Annotated in this window: 15 protein-coding genes, 1 tRNA gene and 1 other RNA gene; 10 read left to right on the top strand and 7 right to left on the bottom strand. The window is 75.0% G+C overall.

From position 1 onward, the window contains the following. Window positions 1–51: 51 nt before the first annotated feature. Window positions 52–142, bottom strand: an RNA gene (gene ffs, locus ACWGB8_RS13215) — signal recognition particle sRNA small type. A gap of 122 nt (window positions 143–264) precedes the next feature. Between ffs and ACWGB8_RS13210 the strand changes: the two genes are divergently transcribed. From ACWGB8_RS13210 to ACWGB8_RS13200, 3 genes are all read left to right on the top strand, one after another. Further along, window positions 265–349: transfer RNA gene (locus ACWGB8_RS13210), tRNA-Ser, on the top strand. A gap of 554 nt (window positions 350–903) precedes the next feature. After that, on the top strand, window positions 904–1,365 hold the full coding sequence (locus ACWGB8_RS13205; protein ID WP_452213117.1) for a prevent-host-death family protein: 462 nt from the start codon (window positions 904–906) through the stop codon (window positions 1,363–1,365). After that, window positions 1,362–1,718: a hypothetical protein gene (locus tag ACWGB8_RS13200; RefSeq protein ID WP_452213115.1), complete on the top strand. Its 357-nt coding sequence runs from the start codon at window positions 1,362–1,364 to the stop codon at window positions 1,716–1,718. The genes ACWGB8_RS13205 and ACWGB8_RS13200 overlap by 4 nt, the downstream gene beginning before the upstream one ends. A gap of 291 nt (window positions 1,719–2,009) precedes the next feature. On the opposite strand, the gene ACWGB8_RS13195 is transcribed toward ACWGB8_RS13200, so the two are convergent. Continuing rightward, window positions 2,010–3,476, bottom strand: a complete 1,467-nt coding sequence (locus tag ACWGB8_RS13195) for an aminotransferase-like domain-containing protein (protein ID WP_452213113.1) — start codon at window positions 3,474–3,476, stop codon at window positions 2,010–2,012. Between the two features lie 53 nt (window positions 3,477–3,529). Here ACWGB8_RS13195 and ACWGB8_RS13190 point away from each other — a divergent pair, with 53 nt between their 5' ends. The 5 genes from ACWGB8_RS13190 to ACWGB8_RS13170 all read left to right on the top strand — a co-directional run bounded on the left by ACWGB8_RS13190 (window position 3,530) and on the right by ACWGB8_RS13170 (window position 8,625). Continuing rightward, window positions 3,530–5,065, top strand: a complete 1,536-nt coding sequence (locus ACWGB8_RS13190; RefSeq protein WP_452213111.1) for a DUF885 family protein — start codon at window positions 3,530–3,532, stop codon at window positions 5,063–5,065. Continuing rightward, window positions 5,062–5,679 carry a LysE family translocator gene (locus ACWGB8_RS13185; protein WP_452213110.1) on the top strand — a complete coding sequence of 206 codons (618 nt, stop codon included), beginning with the start codon at window positions 5,062–5,064 and terminating at the stop codon, window positions 5,677–5,679. Before ACWGB8_RS13190 ends, ACWGB8_RS13185 begins: the two co-directional genes overlap by 4 nt. 191 nt (window positions 5,680–5,870) lie before the next feature. Then, complete coding sequence (locus ACWGB8_RS13180; protein WP_452213109.1) at window positions 5,871–6,680, top strand: hypothetical protein; 810 nt, start codon at window positions 5,871–5,873, stop codon at window positions 6,678–6,680. A 17-nt stretch (window positions 6,681–6,697) separates the two neighbouring features. Next, window positions 6,698–7,888: a sensor histidine kinase gene (locus tag ACWGB8_RS13175; RefSeq protein WP_452213107.1), complete on the top strand. Its 1,191-nt coding sequence runs from the start codon at window positions 6,698–6,700 to the stop codon at window positions 7,886–7,888. Beyond that, window positions 7,885–8,625: a response regulator gene (locus tag ACWGB8_RS13170; RefSeq protein ID WP_452213105.1), complete on the top strand. Its 741-nt coding sequence runs from the start codon at window positions 7,885–7,887 to the stop codon at window positions 8,623–8,625. The genes ACWGB8_RS13175 and ACWGB8_RS13170 overlap by 4 nt, the downstream gene beginning before the upstream one ends. A gap of 89 nt (window positions 8,626–8,714) precedes the next feature. On the opposite strand, the gene ACWGB8_RS13165 is transcribed toward ACWGB8_RS13170, so the two are convergent. Then, window positions 8,715–9,380 (bottom strand): NADPH-dependent F420 reductase, encoded by a 666-nt coding sequence (locus ACWGB8_RS13165; RefSeq protein ID WP_452213103.1) that lies wholly within the window; start codon window positions 9,378–9,380, stop codon window positions 8,715–8,717. Between the two features lie 170 nt (window positions 9,381–9,550). Here ACWGB8_RS13165 and ACWGB8_RS13160 point away from each other — a divergent pair, with 170 nt between their 5' ends. Continuing rightward, window positions 9,551–9,907: a winged helix-turn-helix transcriptional regulator gene (locus tag ACWGB8_RS13160; RefSeq protein WP_452213150.1), complete on the top strand. Its 357-nt coding sequence runs from the start codon at window positions 9,551–9,553 to the stop codon at window positions 9,905–9,907. Between the two features lie 84 nt (window positions 9,908–9,991). Here the strand turns inward: ACWGB8_RS13160 and ACWGB8_RS13155 are convergent, their stop codons facing one another. From ACWGB8_RS13155 to ACWGB8_RS13140, 4 genes are all read right to left on the bottom strand, one after another. Continuing rightward, window positions 9,992–10,501, bottom strand: a complete 510-nt coding sequence (locus tag ACWGB8_RS13155; protein WP_452213101.1) for a cupin domain-containing protein — start codon at window positions 10,499–10,501, stop codon at window positions 9,992–9,994. Window positions 10,502–10,636: 135 nt separating this feature from the next. Beyond that, window positions 10,637–11,518, bottom strand: a complete 882-nt coding sequence (locus ACWGB8_RS13150) for an SCO6745 family protein (RefSeq protein ID WP_452213099.1) — start codon at window positions 11,516–11,518, stop codon at window positions 10,637–10,639. A 189-nt stretch (window positions 11,519–11,707) separates the two neighbouring features. Next, window positions 11,708–12,313, bottom strand: a complete 606-nt coding sequence (locus tag ACWGB8_RS13145; protein WP_452213097.1) for an NAD(P)H oxidoreductase — start codon at window positions 12,311–12,313, stop codon at window positions 11,708–11,710. 5 nt (window positions 12,314–12,318) lie between these two features. Then, window positions 12,319–13,437, bottom strand: coding sequence for an NADP-dependent oxidoreductase (locus ACWGB8_RS13140; RefSeq protein WP_452213095.1), 1,119 nt, complete (start codon window positions 13,435–13,437; stop codon window positions 12,319–12,321). 154 nt (window positions 13,438–13,591) lie between these two features. On the opposite strand from ACWGB8_RS13140, the gene ACWGB8_RS13135 reads away from it, so the two are divergent. Next, the gene (locus ACWGB8_RS13135) at window positions 13,592–17,104 is read left to right on the top strand and encodes a BTAD domain-containing putative transcriptional regulator (protein WP_452213093.1); all 3,513 of its coding nucleotides are present in this window, start codon (window positions 13,592–13,594) and stop codon (window positions 17,102–17,104) included. Window positions 17,105–17,204: the final 100 nt, after the last annotated feature.

Raw genomic sequence — 17,204 nt, 5'->3', positions numbered from 1 at the left:
CGCGTCGCCCCTCGCACCCCGCCCGGGGTCCCGAGGGCCCTCCGGGAACGCAAAGACCCCCCGCGCACCCGCCAGAGCCCTCCTACCCTTGCTGCCTTCCGGCCCTGGGGGGGTTCAGAGAGATAACGCCACACGAGGGGCTGGTCCCCACAGTACCCGATCCCAGCCCCCGCCCTCCACCTCCTCCATCCACAGTCCCCCCGCTCCCCGACCTGCGGGATACGTGGTCGCAACCACCCCTGAACATGTACTAAGCTCTCCCACGGAGGATTCGCCTAGAGGCCTAGGGCGCACGCTTGGAAAGCGTGTTGGGTTCACCCCCTCACGAGTTCGAATCTCGTATCCTCCGCCGGCAGAAGGCCCGGACCGCTCAGCGGTCCGGGCCTTCGTCGTTCCCGGCGTCCGGTTCAACCGCTCACCACAGCGGAGAGGACCGACCGCGACCGCTGCTGCTCGGCACTCGGTGAAGCAACGCGAACCCAGCGACACAACCGGTCACGGGCACTCCCTCGTACTGCCCCGACAAGGCTCGGACCCTGTCGCCATAGGTGACACCTGCTGGCTCTTCCTCCCCCCGTGCCGACTTGGGCACGGGCCGGGCATCAAGCCATCGCACGATGTCAGCGAGCCGGAACAGCCGCTTGCGGCCCACCCGCAGCTCCTGCGGAAAGCCCGGCGCGAGTGCACACCTGCAGTCGGCCAGTACAAGAAGCCAACTGTGAACTTCACACATGCAGGGAAGGCGCGCCACGAGAAGCCCTCGGGGAACCCTCCAGAAGTCGGCATTCCCGAAGGCTGCGAGGAGCGTCGACACTCTCCGTGATGCCGACTGCGGAGCGGAGGCATCGAGGATGCGGCCCTCTTCGATTGACTTCGGAACACGTTCCGAAGTAGCGTCGAGCCATGTCCACTCTCACCGTGTCGTTCTCCGACCTGTCGAAGAATTCCAAGCGCGTCGCGGACACCGTCGAACAAGCCCAGCGCGTTCACGTCACGCGCCGTGACGGCGAGGACCTGTATCTGACTACAGCGCGGCACGACCGCCAACGCGAGGAGACCGCTGATGTCACCGCGCGGCTGCTTGCTGCACTGATCACCAGCGACGAGGGGGCTCGTGCTGTCCTCCTCGCGCTCCCTAAGGTCTTCCCCTGGACTCGACACCTATCGGCCGATGAGGTTCGAGAGTTCGTCGTCGACCTCGTGGACGCCACTCGTGATGCAGCGGAGCTGGACGTCCACGCCAACCTGCATCGCGTGATCGTCGAATGGCGCGCCACCGCCCGGATCCTGGCCGATCCGGAGCTGGCCGCGCAGCTCGCCAAGCCGCTTCCCAGCGACGACCACGGCGAGGTGTTCGCGCCATGAGCCCCAAGCGTGGCGACGACGTCCCACCACCACCGATCGGTGACGAGTGGCGACTCCGGTTCGCCACCAACGATGCGGCCAAAGGATGGGGCGATCTCTGCACGGAGGCACCCGGAAACACCCGCCGCTGCTTCGACGCCCTCCGCATCGACCCGTTGTCCATGAGCGACCCGGATCGGCAGCACCGGCTGCGAGGCCGACTGGCGACCCGTGCCCTCGGAGGACGCGAGCTGCCCCAGTGGGAGTACGAGGTGACCGCCGGCGGACGCGTCCGCTACCTCGTCGACGAGCCCGGCCGAACCGTCCATCTCGTTTACGCCTCGCCTCGGCACCCCAAGGACACCGACAGCTAGCCAAAGCTCAGAACCGAATCGGCCGCCCGAGCACCGGCGCCATGGTCTCAGTTCCGGTCTCGTTCACCCCCGTCCGACCAGGTTCAGCCGTTGCTCCACCGCTCTGACACAGGTCAGAACGGGTGTGAACCCCGGCGGACAGCGTTCAGGAGAATTGGAAAGCGTGTTGGGTTCACCTCCTCACGAGTTCGAATCTCGCATCCTCCGCCGGCAGAAGGCCCGGACCGCATCACGCGGTCCGGGCCTTCGTCGTTCCCGGCGTCCGGTTCTGCTCTCAGCCGGTTCTTCTGCTCAGCCTCGGCCGCCGCTGGTCCGGGGCAGTGCGGCCCAGGCCGTCGAGAGGCGGCCGACCAGTTCGGCCGCGGTCTCCGGGGCGAAGGAGTAGGGCAGGCGGAGGTGGTCGTCGTGGGCGCCGGTCGGATCCATCGTGGCGCCCGGGACGACTTCCGCGCCGTGGCGCAGTGCCAGCTGCGCGTACGTCCGGGCGTCCGTGCCCGGCGGCAGCCGGATCCACAGCACCGAGCCTCCCTGCGGTTCCTGCCAGCGCCAGTCCGGAAGCCGCTCGGCCAGCAGCCGGGTCATGACGGCCAGCCGCTCGCGCAGGAGACGGTCCCGTTCGGGGGCGAGGGCGGGGAGCCCGGGGATCAGGCGGGCGGCGAGCGCCTGGTCGAGGACCGGGCTGCCGAGGTCGTTCAGCGCCTTGAGGCGGGCCAGGCGTTCCACCGCGTCCTGCGGCGCGCGGATCCAGCCGATCCGCAGGCCGCCCCAGACCGCCTTGGCCAGGGAACCCACCGTCAGCACGGTTCCCCCGGCCGGGTTCGCGGCGATCGGCGGCGGGGCCTGCCCGGGAGCGAGAGCCGCCGCGTGGGCGCTGTCCTCCAGGACGGTGACGCCGTGTTCGGCGGCGAGCTCGGCCACCCGGCGACGGCGGCCGGCGGACATCAGGGTGCCGGTCGGGTTGTGGAAGGTCGGCATGACGTAGAGCAGCGCGGGCCGGTGCTCGGCGAGTGCGGCGGCGAGCCGGTCGATCCGCACGCCGTCGGAGTCGAGTTCCACGCCGACCAGCCGTGAGCCGGCCGCTCTGAGGACGTCCAGGCAGCCCGGCCACGCGGGGGATTCCACGATCGTGGTCGACCCGCGTCCGAGGTACAGCTGGGCGCTCAGGGTGACGGCCTGCGTGGCACCGGTGGTCACCACCACCTGGTCGGGCGTGGTCGCCAGCCCGTGCGCGGTGTGATGGGCGGCGATCGCCGCCCGCAGTGCGGGCAGCCCGGCCGGGTGGTAGCCCGCGTCACCGATCAGCCCGGGCAGGTCCTCACGGACGAGGTCGAGCAGCGCCCGGGCCAGATCCGGGCCTCCGGCCTCGGCCGCCTGGCCCAGGGAGATGAGGTTCGGCGGCTGCGCCACCAGCCGTTGGATCACCGCGCCGGCCCGGCCGCCGCGCACCCGCCCATCCACCGGAACCCGCTGGTCGGCGGCTCCCCCCGACACCCGCGTACCGCTGCCCCGGCGGGTCTCGACCAGGCCCGAGGCGCGCAGTGCGTCGTAGACCGCGACGACCGTCGCCCGGCTGACCGGGAGCGCGTCGGCGAGCCGCCGCTCGGACGGAAGGCGGTCCCCGGTGCGCAGGTCCCCCGACCGTACGGCCCGGAGGAACGCATCGGTGAGCCGCCGGTACAGCGGCCCGTCGGCCGCACTCCAATCGCCCAGCAGGTCGATCAGCCCGGCCGGCTCGGACGTCTCACGAATCCGGTCCACTTTCCCCTCCATTGGCACGGAAGTACGGGCCGCCGCAGACAGAGGCTAGCGGCATGACATCCACCTCAGCCCTCGACCTCCGGCTGGCAGCGATCTGCGACCTGTCCGTCTCCGCCGCGCGGGACAGCGTGGGACGGCACGAGTACGACGGAACGGTCCAGGACCTCTCCCCGGACGGAGTCCGGCGCGGCCTCGCCGCCCTCGGGGGCCCCGCCGGCACCGAGCCCTACCCGGACCCGCACGACGAGGCGCACGCGGCCGCTGCGGAGGAAGCCCTCCGGGTCCGCTTCGGCGAACTCGAACTGCACCGGAGCAACCCCCTGTGGCACATCGAGAACCTGGACCTCTCCGGCTACGACCGCCCCTACGCGCCCCGCCCCGAGCGGGACGCCGCCCGCAGCGCCCAGTTGCGCCGCTGGCCGGACGCCGTGGACGCGGCGATCGTGGCACTGGACCGCGTGCCCGCGGCGCTCGCCGGTGCGACGCTGCCGCTCGCCCGCGGTCTGGCCGCCCTCCTCGACCCCGAGTGCGGTCCCGTCCACGCCGCCGCCGGCCGGGCCCACGCCCGACTGCTGACCCACCTGCAGCGAGCCGCCGACGGTCCGTCCTCGGCCGCGCTCGGCGGCCCCGCGCTCGCCCGGCTCCTCGGCGCGGCCGAGGCCTGCACCGTCGACCTCACCGCGATGTCCGCCCGGGTGGACGCGGAACGGGACCGCCTGCGGGCACTGCTCGACGATTCGCTGCGCCGCATCGACCCCCGGGCCGCGCCGGCCGACACCGTCCGGGCACTCCAGGCCGACCACCCCGACGCCGACCGCCTGCTGGCCGAGTTCGCGGCACTCGTCGACGAGACGGTCGCCTGGACGGCCCGGCAGGATCTGGTGCCCCACCACGATGTCCGGGTGGACGTCCAGCCGATGCCCGAATCCCAGCGCCGGTCGCTGGCCGGCCTCTTCGCGTCCGCGCCCCACGAGGCCGACGCACCCAGCAGCTTCCGCCTCAGCCTCCCCGACACCGGCTGGAGCAGGACGGAACGCGACCAGTGGCTGTCGACCGGCTTCAACCGGACGCTGATGCCCAACATGGCCATCCACGAAGTGGCACCCGGCCACGCCAGCCACGGCAGGGCACTGCGCCGGGCGACGACCGACGTCCGCCGCACGCTCCACTCCGAGGCCTTCATCGAGGGCTGGGCCCACTACTGCGAGGAGCTGGCCCTGGAACAGGGCTTCCGCGACGGCGACCCGCGCGTGGCCGTCGCCGTCGCCCAGGACGCGCTGCGCAGGGTCACCCGCTTCGCCTGCGCGATCGGACTGCACACCGGAGCCATGACCCTGGCGGACGCGGCGGCGCGGTTCACCGAGGACGTCGCGCTGGCCGGCCCCGCAGCCCTGCACGAGGCCGAGCGCGGGCTGTTCGACCCCACCTACGGCCGGTACACCTGGGGCAAGTTCGCCGTCCTCGACCTGCGCGAGCAGGCCCGGGCACTCTGGGGCGGCGCCTTCTCGCTCCGCCGCTTCCACAGCGCCCTGTTCGACCTCGGCGCCCCGCCCCTCGGCCTGCTGCCCACGGCACTGGACCGCGGATGACCTCACTCGCCGCCTTCGTCCTGGCCTCGCTGGCCCTGGTCGCCGTACCCGGACCCAACCTGATCTACATCGTCACGCGCAGCGTGCAGGACGGGTGGCGGGCCGGCATCGTCTCGGCCCTCGGGGTGGAGACCGGCACGCTCCTCCACGTCATCGCCGCCGTCGGCGGACTGGCCGCGCTCGTCGCCGACCACCCGGCCGCCCTCACCGTCCTGCGCTACGCGGGCGCCGGCTACCTCGCGTACCTGGGCGCACGGACGCTGCTCCGCCACCCGCCCCCCGCCGTCGGCGCCGAACGGCCCGCCCGACGCCGGCTGCTGCGGATCTACGGCAACGCCGTCCTCGTCAATCTGCTCAACCCGAAGGTCGTCCTGTTCTTCCTGGCCTTCCTCCCCCAGTTCCTGCCCACCGGCCTGCCTCCGTCGGACACCCGCACCCGCATGCTCGTACTCGGCGTGGTCTTCCTGGCCGTCGCCCTCGCGCTGGACCTCTGGTACGCGCTCATCGGCGCCGCACTCACCGGGCGGCTCCGTACGGCACCTGGCCGTGCCCGCCGGCTGTCCTGGCTGACCGGCGGCAGTTACCTCGGCCTGGCCGCCCTGGTGTTCATCTGACGCCCCGCATGGACCGGGCGGTTCGTCCGCAGGCGTTCCCGGTGCTCTCTTGGCCCACCTCCGGCCGCGCCCGTCGGACCGTGGTCCGATGCGGGGGCGGGTGGCGGCGTCCGGGTCGGACCCCGGGCCGATCCGGGAATCCGGACCGTGCTCCGATGCGGGGCCGGGGTCCCCGCCGGGATCGTGGGGGCATGACGACGAGCCGGAGTACCGCTCCCACCCGCACCGCACCCGCCGCACCGACCGGCCCGCCGCCTGCGCACCGGGGCGTCCGCGGGCTGCCGGTGGAGTGGGCCGGGGACGCGCCCTTCCCCGGCCGGTGGGTCGGCGGGGTCTCGCTCCTGGTCGGGCCGCTGCTGCTGACCGTCGGCGTGCTGCTGCGCCTGCCGTTCGACTTCTTCTTCCCCGGACAGCTCGCGGCCCGCGCCGAGCACCCCCGTCTGATCGCCGCCTCCTACGGCGCCTTCGCCGCCGGCACCGTGCTGCTGTGGCCGGGGATCGCCGTGCTCGCGGCCCGGATCGGGCGGAGCCGGCCGGGACTGGCGCTGTGGGGCGGGGTGTTCGCGGTGCTCGGCCTGTTCGCCCGGACGTTCCACGCCGGGGTGGACCACCTGGCCTTCCGGTTCGCCGACCGGCAGGGCACCGAGGAGGCCGTCCGGTTCGTCGGTGAGACCTACGGCGCCTTCCACGTCTTCAGCGTTCTCAACGTCGCGGTCATGGGCGGTTGGCTCGTGCTGGCGGTCGGCGCCCGGCGGGTGCGCGTGCTCGGCCCGGTCCGGGCCGTCGCGCTCGCGGCGGCGGCCGCGCTGCCGCTCGGCGTGCTCAAGGGCACCACGCCGCTGTCGGTCGTGGCGGCGGGCGGGCTGTGCCTCGCGCTCGTCCCGTTGGGCGTCACCGTGCTGCGGGACGGACGGGCTCCGCGCCGGACCGCGGCGCTGGGCTGGACCGGCGTCGTCGTCGCCGCGGTCGCCGCGATGGCCCTTCTCGGGCAAGCGGGTTGACCGGGTACGGTCGGGCCATGGGTCTCCTGCGCCGGTCGGACGGCGGCCACCTGCTCGCGCTCGACCTGGCCGCGGCACTGCTCGTCGTGGCCGCGTACCTGGGTTTCGCCCGGATGACCGGGAGCGACGGCCAGCCCGCCTACGCCGGGCCGGCGTGGGCGGGTTGGCTGGTCGCCGCGGCGGTCGGGCTGCCGGTCGCGGTACGGCGGCGCCGGCCCGTCCCCGCTGCCGTGACCGCGCTCGCCGCGGCCGCCACCGCCACGCTCCTCGACATCACGCGCGAGCCCTGGACCGCCGTGGGGCTGACCCTGTACCTGGTCGGACTCGCCTCGCCGCCGCGCCGCTCCGTACCCGTGCTGGCCCTGGCGGGTGCCGTGTCGGCGGCCGCCGTGCTGACCGGGGAGGCGGTGATCACGCCCGCCGAGACCTGGAGCGGGGCGATCGGTGTCACCGCGGGCGTCTGGGTGGTCCTGGGCGCCGGTTGGGGCGCCGGCCTCGCGGTACGGCTGCGCCGGGCCCGTGACGAGGAGCGGAGCGCACGCCGCACCGAGCAGATCATCGTCGACGAACGGCTGCGGATCGCCCGGGAGTTGCACGACATCGTGTCGCACAGCCTGAGCCTGATCACGGTCCGGGCGGGCGTCGCCGGGCACATCGCCCGCACCCGCCCGCAGGAGGCGCTGGACGCGCTGCGCATCATCGAGGAGACGAGCCGCGCGGCGATGACCGAGATGCGCCGCACGCTCGGCGTGCTGCGCGCCGATGTCGCGGGCCGCCCGGCCGACGCCGCGCTCGGCCCCGCGCCGGACCTCGACGGGCTCGCACTCCTCGCGGACCGGGCCCGACAGGCCGGCCTGTCCGTGGACTTGACGGTGCGGGTGCCGGAGCCGCTGCCCGCGGGAATCGCCCTCGCCGTCCACCGGATCGTCCAGGAGGGTCTCACCAACGCGGTCAAGCACGCGGCGCCCGCCCACTGCCGCGTGGACGTCGAGGCGGACCGGGACGAGGTGCGGATAGCGGTCACCGACGACGGCCGCCGCGGCGGACCGCCGACCGGCGGCGGTGACCGGGCCGGCGGCCACGGCCTGGTGGGCATGCGGGAGCGGGTGATGATGTACAGCGGGGAGTTCGGGGCCGGCCCGGGCCCTGAAGGGGGGTTCGCGATCGCCGCGAGCCTGCCGCTCGACCGTGTGAGGGGGAGCAGGTGAACGGTGACGCCATCCGCGTCCTGGTCGTCGACGACCAGGTGCTGCTGCGGGGCAGCTTCCGCATCCTCGTCGAGAACGAGCCCGGGCTCGCAGCGGTCGGCGAGGCCGGGGACGGCGCCGAGGCGGTCGAACTCGCCCGGCTGCACCGCCCGGACGTGGTGCTGATGGACGTCCGGATGCCGGTCATGGACGGCATCGAGGCGACGCGGCGGATCTGCACCCTCCCGGAGACCGCCGGGGTGCAGGTGCTGATGCTGACCACCTTCGACCTCGACGAGTACGTCTTCGGCGCGCTGCGAGCGGGGGCCGCGGGCTTCCTGCTCAAGGACGCGCCGCCCGCGGACGTCCTGGCCGCCATCCGTACGGTGGCCTCCGGCGACTCCCTGCTGGCACCGTCCCTGACGCGGCGGCTGATCGAGCGGTTCACCCGCCACCCCGAGGCCTCCCCGCAGGTCAGCCCCGCCCTGACCGGGGTGACCGAGCGGGAACGGGAGGTGCTGGGGCTGATCGCCCGCGGGCTGGCCAACCAGGAGATCGCGCAGCACCTGCAGCTGAGCATGGGCACGGTGAAGACCCACATCGGCCGGCTCCTCGCCAAGCTCGGCGCCAGGGACCGGGCGCAGTTGGTCATTGCCGCGTACGAGGCGGGGGTGGTGACCGCCCGGGTCCCGAGCCCTGCCGGACGTCCCTCCGGAGCCGACCGACCGGCCGGAGGGGATCTCCCCGGCCGGAGGTAGGCCCGGTCGGCCGTCCGGCAGGGCCGGCGACGCCCGGCGGGCTACGGGACACGCGGGCTACGGGACGCGCGGGCTACGGGACGCGCGGGCTACGGAACGTCGTCGGTCGCGCCGGGGGCGAGGGCGGGGGCGGGGAAGACGTGGCGGGCCTCGGCGCCGGACCACCAGACGCCGACCGCGAAGACTGCGGCCGCTTCGAGGACGGCCGCGCGGTCGAGCCCGCCGCAGGGCAGCGGGGTGCAGCCCATCGAGGTGACCAGGTCGGCCACCAGGTCGGCGGCGGCCGGGCTGTCCGTGCAGAACGGGACCGCGAGCGGCGCCCCCTCGAAGGCCGGTCGGGGCAGGGTCCAGATGCTCTCGTGGCAGATGCCGAAGACCTTGGCGACCTGCGCGGCGGGGGCGGCGGCGGCCAGCCGGGCGGCGACCGAGTCGGTACCGCCGGTGGTGGTCGGCGAGGGCCCGCCCGCGCCGGGTGCCATCGGGACCGTGCAGTCGAGCACGATCCGGCCGGCGAGCTCCGGGGCCAGGGCCGCGACCAGCTCCGCCGCGGTGCCGGCCGGGACGGCGACGAGCACGGCTTCACCGTGGCGTGCCGCGTCTGCGAGGGTGCCGTGTCCGGCGGCCCCGGCGCCGGCCGCCGTCCGGGCGGCGGCTGCGGTGTCCCGTCCGCCCACCAGGACGTCGTGTCCGGCCCGTACCCAGGCCCCGCCCAGGGCTGCCGCCATGGCGCCCGTTCCGAGAATGCCGATGCGCATCGTCGTGCTCCTGTTCGCGTCGTGGATGCCGTGTTCCGGACGTTAGGGGAGCCGATGGACACCGTCCGGTACGCATCGGGCGGGCAGGATGTCGGTAGGGGAGGTCGGCATGGGAGGTCGGTATGGGAGAGCCGGACGAGGCGGTCGACGGGGTGGATGATCCCGTCGACATGGCGGGGGGCGTGTTCGCGGCGGACTGCCGGGCCCGGATCGCCTTCGAGGTGCTGGCCAACCGCTGGGACAGCGTGGTGGTCTACATCCTCGGCGAGGGCGGCCCGATGCGGCCCCGGGCGATGCTGGGCCGGATCGGGGGGATCAGCCCCAAGGTGCTCAACGAGGCGCTGCGACGACTCGAACGGAACGGCCTGGTGGAGCGCCGCCGGTACGCGGAGGCGCCGCCGCGCGTCGACTACGCCCTCACCGAGGCCGGGCACGCGCTGATCGGCCCGATCCGCGCGATGGGCGCCTGGGCGGCGGCGTACGGGGACATCGTCGTGTCCGCCCAGGCCCGCTTCGGCGGCCCGTAGTGCGGACCCGGCCGCCTCCGCCTGGCCCGCACCGGACCCGCACCGGACCCGCCAATGGCCCCGGGCCGGGGCCCCGGACCCGGCTCAGGCGCGCTGGGCCAGGGCCTGCTGCCAGACCGGGCTGTCGACGTAGTGGTTGTCGTAGCGCTCGGAGGAGTCCTTGATCTCCTGCGGGCTGGCCTCGCCGCGCATGACGCGGCCGAGGAGGCGGAGGTAGTCGAAGCGGGCCATGCCGGGGGTGAAGGCGAACAGGACGTCGGCCTCGGCACCGGGGGCGGCGGCGAACGCGTGCGGGGTGTGCGGCGGGACGAGCAGGAAGTCGCCGGCCTCCAGGACGGTCAGCTCCTCGCCGAGGAGGACCTGGAGGGAGCCGCCGAGGACGAAGAACATCTCCGAGGCCCGGGTGTGGAAGTGGGCCGGGGCGCCGACCGCGCCCTTGGCGAAGGAGGAGCGGTAGCTGGTGAGCTGTCCGCCGGTGGTGTCCGAGTCGGCCAGCAGGGTCATGACGCTGCTCGGGTCGCTGGTGGTCTCGGCGTCGGCGGCGCGGGTGAGGATCGGGGCGAAGGTCTTCAGCGGGTTCGTCTGCTCGCTCATGAAGATCAATCTAGTGGACAAGTGACCGGCGATCGAGGTCAATACCCGAGCAGAATCACGGGTCAATTGCCCCCGCCCCGCCGCGACCGCACCGCGCGCGAGCGACTGGTGGGCCGGCGGCCCACCAGCCGCGTTTCACCAGGTCGGCGCCGGCACGGTGGTGATCCCGAGGGTGCTCCGGGCCGGCAGCAGGCCGGACTGGACGGCGGCGAGGAAGAAGGGCAGCGCGAGGGTCATGAAGCGTTCGCTGCGCTCGGCGCCGAGCGCCTCCCAGGGGCCTGCGGCGAGCTGGTCGGTGAGGCGCTCGACCTCGTTGCGGCCGGCCCGTCCGAGGTCGGTGGCACGGCCCTCGGCGTCCAGCCAGCCGCGGTCGGCCAACCGCGCGGCGGCGGCGGACCACTGCTGCGCCATCCAGCCGCGGGAGGCGAAGTTCTCGGCCGGCGCGGCCCCGATCGCGGCGAACGACACCAGGGACTCGCACGGGTCGAGGCCGGCCGCCTGCAGGGCGACCAGGTGGCCGTCCCCGCGGTGCTCGCGCAGGACGGTGACGGCCTGCCAGAGCGCCAGGTGCGGTTCGTCGGGCCACGGCAGTGCGGCGTTGGCGGCGGCCAGCGGGCGACCGGCGGTGTCCGCGGCCTCGGCGGCCCCGCGGGCCAGGTCGACGAGTTCGCGGAGGTCCGGCGAGGCCAGCAGGTCGCCGAAGAGCGCCCGGCAGATGGCGTCGACGGCCCGCAGCCGGGCCGCCAGGACCTCGGCGGGCCCGGCGGTGTCCCAGATCGCGGGGACGTGCTCGGCGACGGCGGCCGGGTTGAAGCTGTAGCAGACGGCCGCCGCCAGGTCGGCGCTCGCCGCGCCCAGCGGTGCGGTGCGCCAGGCGAAGTAGGCGGGCCAGCGGGTGTCGGTGCGGTGGCCGAGGGCGGCGGCCTCGGCCACCGCCTCGGGTGCGAAGTAGAGCACGGCGTGCAGCGGTTCGAGGTGGTGCCAGGCGCGGCGGGGCAGGGCGCGGTCGAGCGGCATGGAGGACTCCCCCGAGTAAAGCGGATAGCTTGACTATCCAATTTGACCCCATGGGCGGCCGGCTGTCCAGAGCGGATCCGCCCCGGCCGCCGATCGGTCGGCGGTCGGGGGCGGACAGCGGGCGCGCCGGGGGCGGCGGCCGGGGGCGGCGGTTCGGAAGCCGGCGGCCGGGCCGCCCGCAGGCGCCGTTCAGCGGGCGGGCGCCGCGTCGAGGAACCCGTCGAGCGCGGCGTCCGCCGCTCCGACGGCCGCGGCACCGGCACCGGCACCGGCACCGGCACCCAGCGAGTCGTGGACGACGGCGACCGAGACGTCCCGGATCCCGCAGAACTCCGAGATCCCGACCCGCAGCTGCCGGTCCATCACCTCGCTCCAGCCCAGCTCGGCGTACTGCTCGCGCGAGTAGCTCGACAGCCCGAGCCAGAGCATCCGCTTGCCGCCCAGCCGGGGCCGGCTGCGGCCGTACGCGAAGCCGTAGTTCCAGACCCGGTCGATCCAGCCCTTGAGGACGGCGGGGAGCCCGAACCACCAGACCGGGAAGACCACCAGGATGCCGTCGGCCGCGTCGATCCGCGCCATGTGCGCGCGGACCTCGGGCGAGTACTCCTTCTCCCGGTCCGTCCAGTCCGGCTCGTCCTCCGGGCCGAGGCGGGGGTCGAAGCCCTCGGCGTACAGGTCGAGCAGGTCGACGGTGTGGCCGACGGCCAGCAGCCGTTCGCGGGCGTGCCGGGCGGTCGCGGCGGTCAGGGAGTCGCCGCGCGGGTGGGCGACGACCAGCAGGGTGTGCGGTGCCACGACCCTCAGCCCTCCAGCCGGACGAGCATCTTGCCGGTGTTCGCGCCGCGCAGCACGCCGAGGAAGGCGTCGGGCGCCCGGTCGATGCCCTCGAACACGGTCTGCTCGGTGCGCAGCGAGCCGTCGGCCAGCCAGCCCGCGGCGCGGTCGATCCACTCGGGGAAGAGGTGGAACCAGCTGCTGACCAGCATGCCGCGCAGGCTCAGCTCCTTGGCCGCCGCCTGGAACAGGTTGTCGGGCCCCGGCGCCGGGGCGGTGTCGTTGTAGCCGCTGATCGCGCCGACCAGGGCGATCCGGCCGCCGGGGCGCATCGCGGCGACGGCGGCCCGCAGGTGGTCCCCGCCCACGCTGTCCAGGTAGACGTCGATGCCGCCCGGCGCGGCCTCGGCCAACTGCTCCTCCAGGCCGCCGGCCCGGTAGTCGATCGCGGCGTCGTACCCGAAGTCCGCCACCAGCTTCGCCGCCTTGACCGGTCCGCCGGCCGAACCGATCACCCGGGCCGCCCCCAGCCTGCGGGCCAGCTGCCCGGCGACGCTGCCGACCGCGCCCGCCGCCGCGGAGACGAACACCGTGTCGCCCTCCCGCACCGGGGCGATCTCGGTCAGCGCCGCGTACGCGGTCAGTCCGGTGGTGCCCAGCGCCCCCAGGTACGCCTGCGCCGGGGCGAGGTCGGTGTCCACCACGGTCGCGGCGGCGGCCGGCAGCACCGCGTACTCGCGCCAGCCGAGGAAGTGCGACACGGTCGCGCCGACCGGCACCGCCGCCGAGCGCGAGGCGACGACCGTGCCGACCGCGCTGCCCTCCAGCGCCGCGCCCAGCTCGAACGGCGGGATGTAGGAGGGCGCGTCGTCCATCCGGCCGCGCATGTACGGGTCGACCGACATCCAGGTGTTGCGGACGACGATCTCGCCCTCGGCCGGCTCCGGCACCCGGGTGCGGACCAGCTCGAAGGTGTCGGCTGTGGGCTCGCCGACCGGGCGGGCGGCCAGCTGGATCTCACGGGAGAACAGGGCGCCCGCGGTGGCGGTGCTCGGGGTGTCGGCGGTGGCGGTGCTCGGGGTGGCAGCGGTGCTCGGGGCGGCGGCGGTGCTCGGAGTGTCGGCGGTGCTCGGGGTGTTCGGCATGGTGGGCTTCCTCGGTTCGTCGGGGCCGTCCGGCCGGTTCGGCGGGGCCGTTCCTGGTGACGAGGACGACTCTGCCGGGGGCCGCGCACGAGCCGCTGACGGTGCACGCACGGCCGCGCACGGGCGCTGTCCGCACGGGGGTTAACGTGGCGTCATGCACTTCGAAGTGTTGGGCCCGCTCCAGGTCCGTACCGACGAGGGGGCCCCGGTCGCCGTCCGCGAACCGAAGGTCCGCGCCCTGCTGGCCGTCCTGCTGGCGCACCACGGGCAGCCTGTCGCGGCCGACCGCCTGGTCGACGAGTTGTGGGGCGAGGCGGTGCCCGGCAATGCGGCCAACACGCTCCAGACCAAGGTCTCGCAGCTGCGCCGGTCCCTGGAACTGGGCGAGCCCGGCGGCCGCGCCCTGGTGGCCCGCCGTCCGGCCGGCTACCTGCTGGAGGTGCCGGACCCGGCCGTGGACGCGGGCCGGTTCACCGAGCTCACCGCACGGGCCCGCCGGACCGATGACCCGCGCGGCCGGGCCCGCCTGCTGTCGGACGCCCTGGCGCTCTGGCGCGGGCCGGCCTTCGCCGAGTTCCGCGACGAGACCTTCGCCGAGACGGTCGGCGCCCGCCTCGACGAGCAGCGGCTGACAGCCCTGGAGGAACTCGCCGACATACGCCTGGAGCTCGGCGAACACCGGTTGCTCGCCGACGAGTTGGGAGATCACGTCCGACAGCACCCGCTGCGTGAACGGCTCCGCGCGGTGCACCTGCGCGCGCTCTACCGCGCCGGGCGCCAGACCGAGGCGCTGGACGGCTACCGCGAACTCACCGACCACCTCGCCGAGGAGCTCGGCCTCGATCCCGGCCCCGAACTCGTCGCCCTGCACCGGGCGATCCTCCGCCAGGACCCCGCTCTGACCCCCGCCCCGGCCGCCGCCACCCCCGCGACCCGGGCGACGTCCGGCAACCTGCCGGCCGCGACGACCGACCTGGTCGGCCGCCGCACGGAGGTCGCCCGGATCGGCGAACTGCTGGCCACCGGACGCCTGGTGACCCTCACCGGGCCGGGCGGCGTCGGCAAGACCCGACTCGCCCTGGCGGCCGCCGCCGCTGCCGTCTCTGCCGTCTCCTCCACCTCCGCCGTCTCCGCCCCCTCTGCCGTCTCCGCTGCGGATGCAGCCGCTGCGGACGCCTTCCCGGACGGGGTCTGGCTGGTCGAACTCGCCGCAGAGACCGCCGAGTCGGGTCGCGACGCGGGAGCGGGCCGCAACGCCGACAGGGGCGCAAGCAGGGGTGCAGGCGGCGTCGACGACGTCGCCGCGGCCGTCGCCGAGGCGCTGGGGATCCGCGACCACGCCGTCGCCGACCTGCCGCCGCGCCGGGCGGCCGACCGGCTCGCCCAGGCGCTCGGCCCGCGCCGGCTGCTGCTCGTCCTGGACAACTGCGAGCACCTCGTGGAGCCCGTCGCCGAGTTGGCCGAACGGCTCCTGCGCCACGCCCCCGACCTGCGGATCCTGGCCACCAGCCGGGAGCCGCTGGCGATCTCCGGCGAACTGCTGCACGCGGTCGAGCCGCTGCCCGAGTCCGACGCCGTCCGGCTCTTCGCCGCGCGGGCCGCGGCGGCCTCCCCCGGCTTCGCGCTCGGCCCCGCCAACGCCGACGCGGTGGCCCGCATCTGCGAACGCCTCGACGGCATCCCGCTCGCCCTGGAACTCGCCGCCGCCCGGGTGCGCGCCCTGGGCGTCCACGAGTTGGCCGAACGCCTCGGCGACCGCTTCCGCCTGCTCAACGCCGGACGCCGGGACTCCCCCGCCCGTCAGCGCACCCTGCGTGCGGTGATCGACTGGAGCTGGGAGTTGCTGACCGACCCCGAGCGCACCGTCCTGCGGCGGCTGTCGGTCTTCGCCGGCGGCTGGACCCTGGCCGCCGCCGAGGAGGTCTGCGCGGCACCGGACGTCCCCGGTGACACCGTGCTCGACGTGCTCACCCGGCTGGTGGACCGCTCGCTGGTCACCATGCGGGACGACCCGGACGGAGCCCGGTACCGGATGCTGGAGTCGGTCGCCGCCTACAGCCTGGAGCGCCTCGACCTGGCCGGTGAGTCGCGGCTCGCCCGCCGCCGGCACGCCGCCCACTTCACCGCGCTGGCCGAACGGGCGGAGCCCCTGCTGTGGGGCCCCGAGCAGCGCTCCTGGCTGCGGCGGCTCGACACCGAGAGCGCCAACCTGCGCGCCGCCCTCGCAGCGAGCACGGGAGGCGGCGGCACCACCGAGTCCCCCGACTCCCCCGACACCTCCGACTCCGCCGACACCTCCGCCCGCGCCGACTGCGGACCTGCGGCGGCGGGTGACGGTGCGGCGGGTGGAGCAGGGGCGCTGCGCCTGGTCAACGCGCTGACCTGGTACTGGTTCCTGCGCGGACGGCTCGACGAGGCCCGGCGCGCGTTCGACCTGGCCCTCCGGTCGACGACCCCCGCCCCCGCCCCCGTACCCGCCCCCGCGCCCTCCTCCGCCCGGGCCGGCGCGCTGGCCCGGCAGGCCGCCTTCGCGCTGCTGACCGGTGACGGCGGGCAGGCGCAGGCCCGGACCGCCGACGACTGGAGGCAGGAGGGTGCGGACGCCCGGGCCCGCTGGTTCCTGGAGCTCGCCCGCTGCGGCTTCGCCGAGCTGTCGCGGACCGACCGCACCGAGGCCCTGCTCGCCGAGTTCCGGGCCGCCGACGACCACTGGGGCATCGCCGCCACCCGGAGCACCCTGGCCACCCAGGCCCTCTACCGGGGCGACCTCGCCGGCCTGCGGCTGCACGCCGTGGACAGCGCGGCCCGGTTCGCCGAACTCGGCGACGGCTGGGGCCGGCTGCAGGCCGCCGACCAGCTCGGTGTGCTGGCCGAGATCGCCGGCGACTACACAGCGGCGGCCCGGCTTCAGCAGGACGGCGTGCGGCTGGCGGAGGAGCTCCACCTCTGGACGGACGTCTCGTTCCGGCTGTCGCGGCTGGGCCGGATCGCACTGCTGCGCGGCGAGTACGCCGCCGCCGCGGAGCACCACGAGCGGGCCCGGCGGCTGGCCGCGGAGCAGTCCCACCGGCCCGCGGAGCAGTTCGCCGTGATCGGGCTCGCCCTGGGTGCCCGGCGGTCGGGCGACCCCGACACCGCCGAGGCGCACCTGCGTCCCTGGCTGGACTGGAACCGCCGGCAGGGCGTGGACTCCGGGGCCGCCCTGGTGCTCGCCGAGCTCGGCTTCGGCGCGGAACAGCGCGGCGACGCCGACCGGGCCCGGTCGTGGCACTTGGAAGGGCTGGCCGCGGCCCGCCGGACGGGTGACCCCCGGGCGGTCGCGCTCGCGCTGGAGGGTTTGGCCGGGGCCCAGTCGCTCTACGGAGGCCCCACAACCTCCGGAGGCGCCGCGAGCCCCGGACCCTCCGCGGGCTCCGGGAGCACCGGAAGCACCGCGGACCCCGGGTCCGCCGAACAGGCGGCCCGGTTGCTCGGTACGGCGAGTGCCGTCCGGGAGTCGGTCGGCTCACCGCTCCCGCAGGCCGAACGCGGCGACGTCGACCGCATCACCGCACGGGCCGTCGAAGCCCTGGGTGCAGCGGCGTTCGCCACCGCGTTCGGGCAGGGCAGCACGCTGGCACCCGACGACCACCTGGACGATCTGCCGCCGTTGCCGCTGCCCCGCTGACCGCGCGCTGTGCGCACCCCCGTGACGCACGCACGCTGTGCGGGCACACCGAACCCCGTCCCCACGTTGAACGGTGTGCGCGCTCCGCACACTGTACGGA

It is taken from the genome of Kitasatospora sp. NPDC054939 (assembly GCF_053610105.1).
This window is presented reverse-complemented; position numbering and strand designations above follow the sequence as displayed.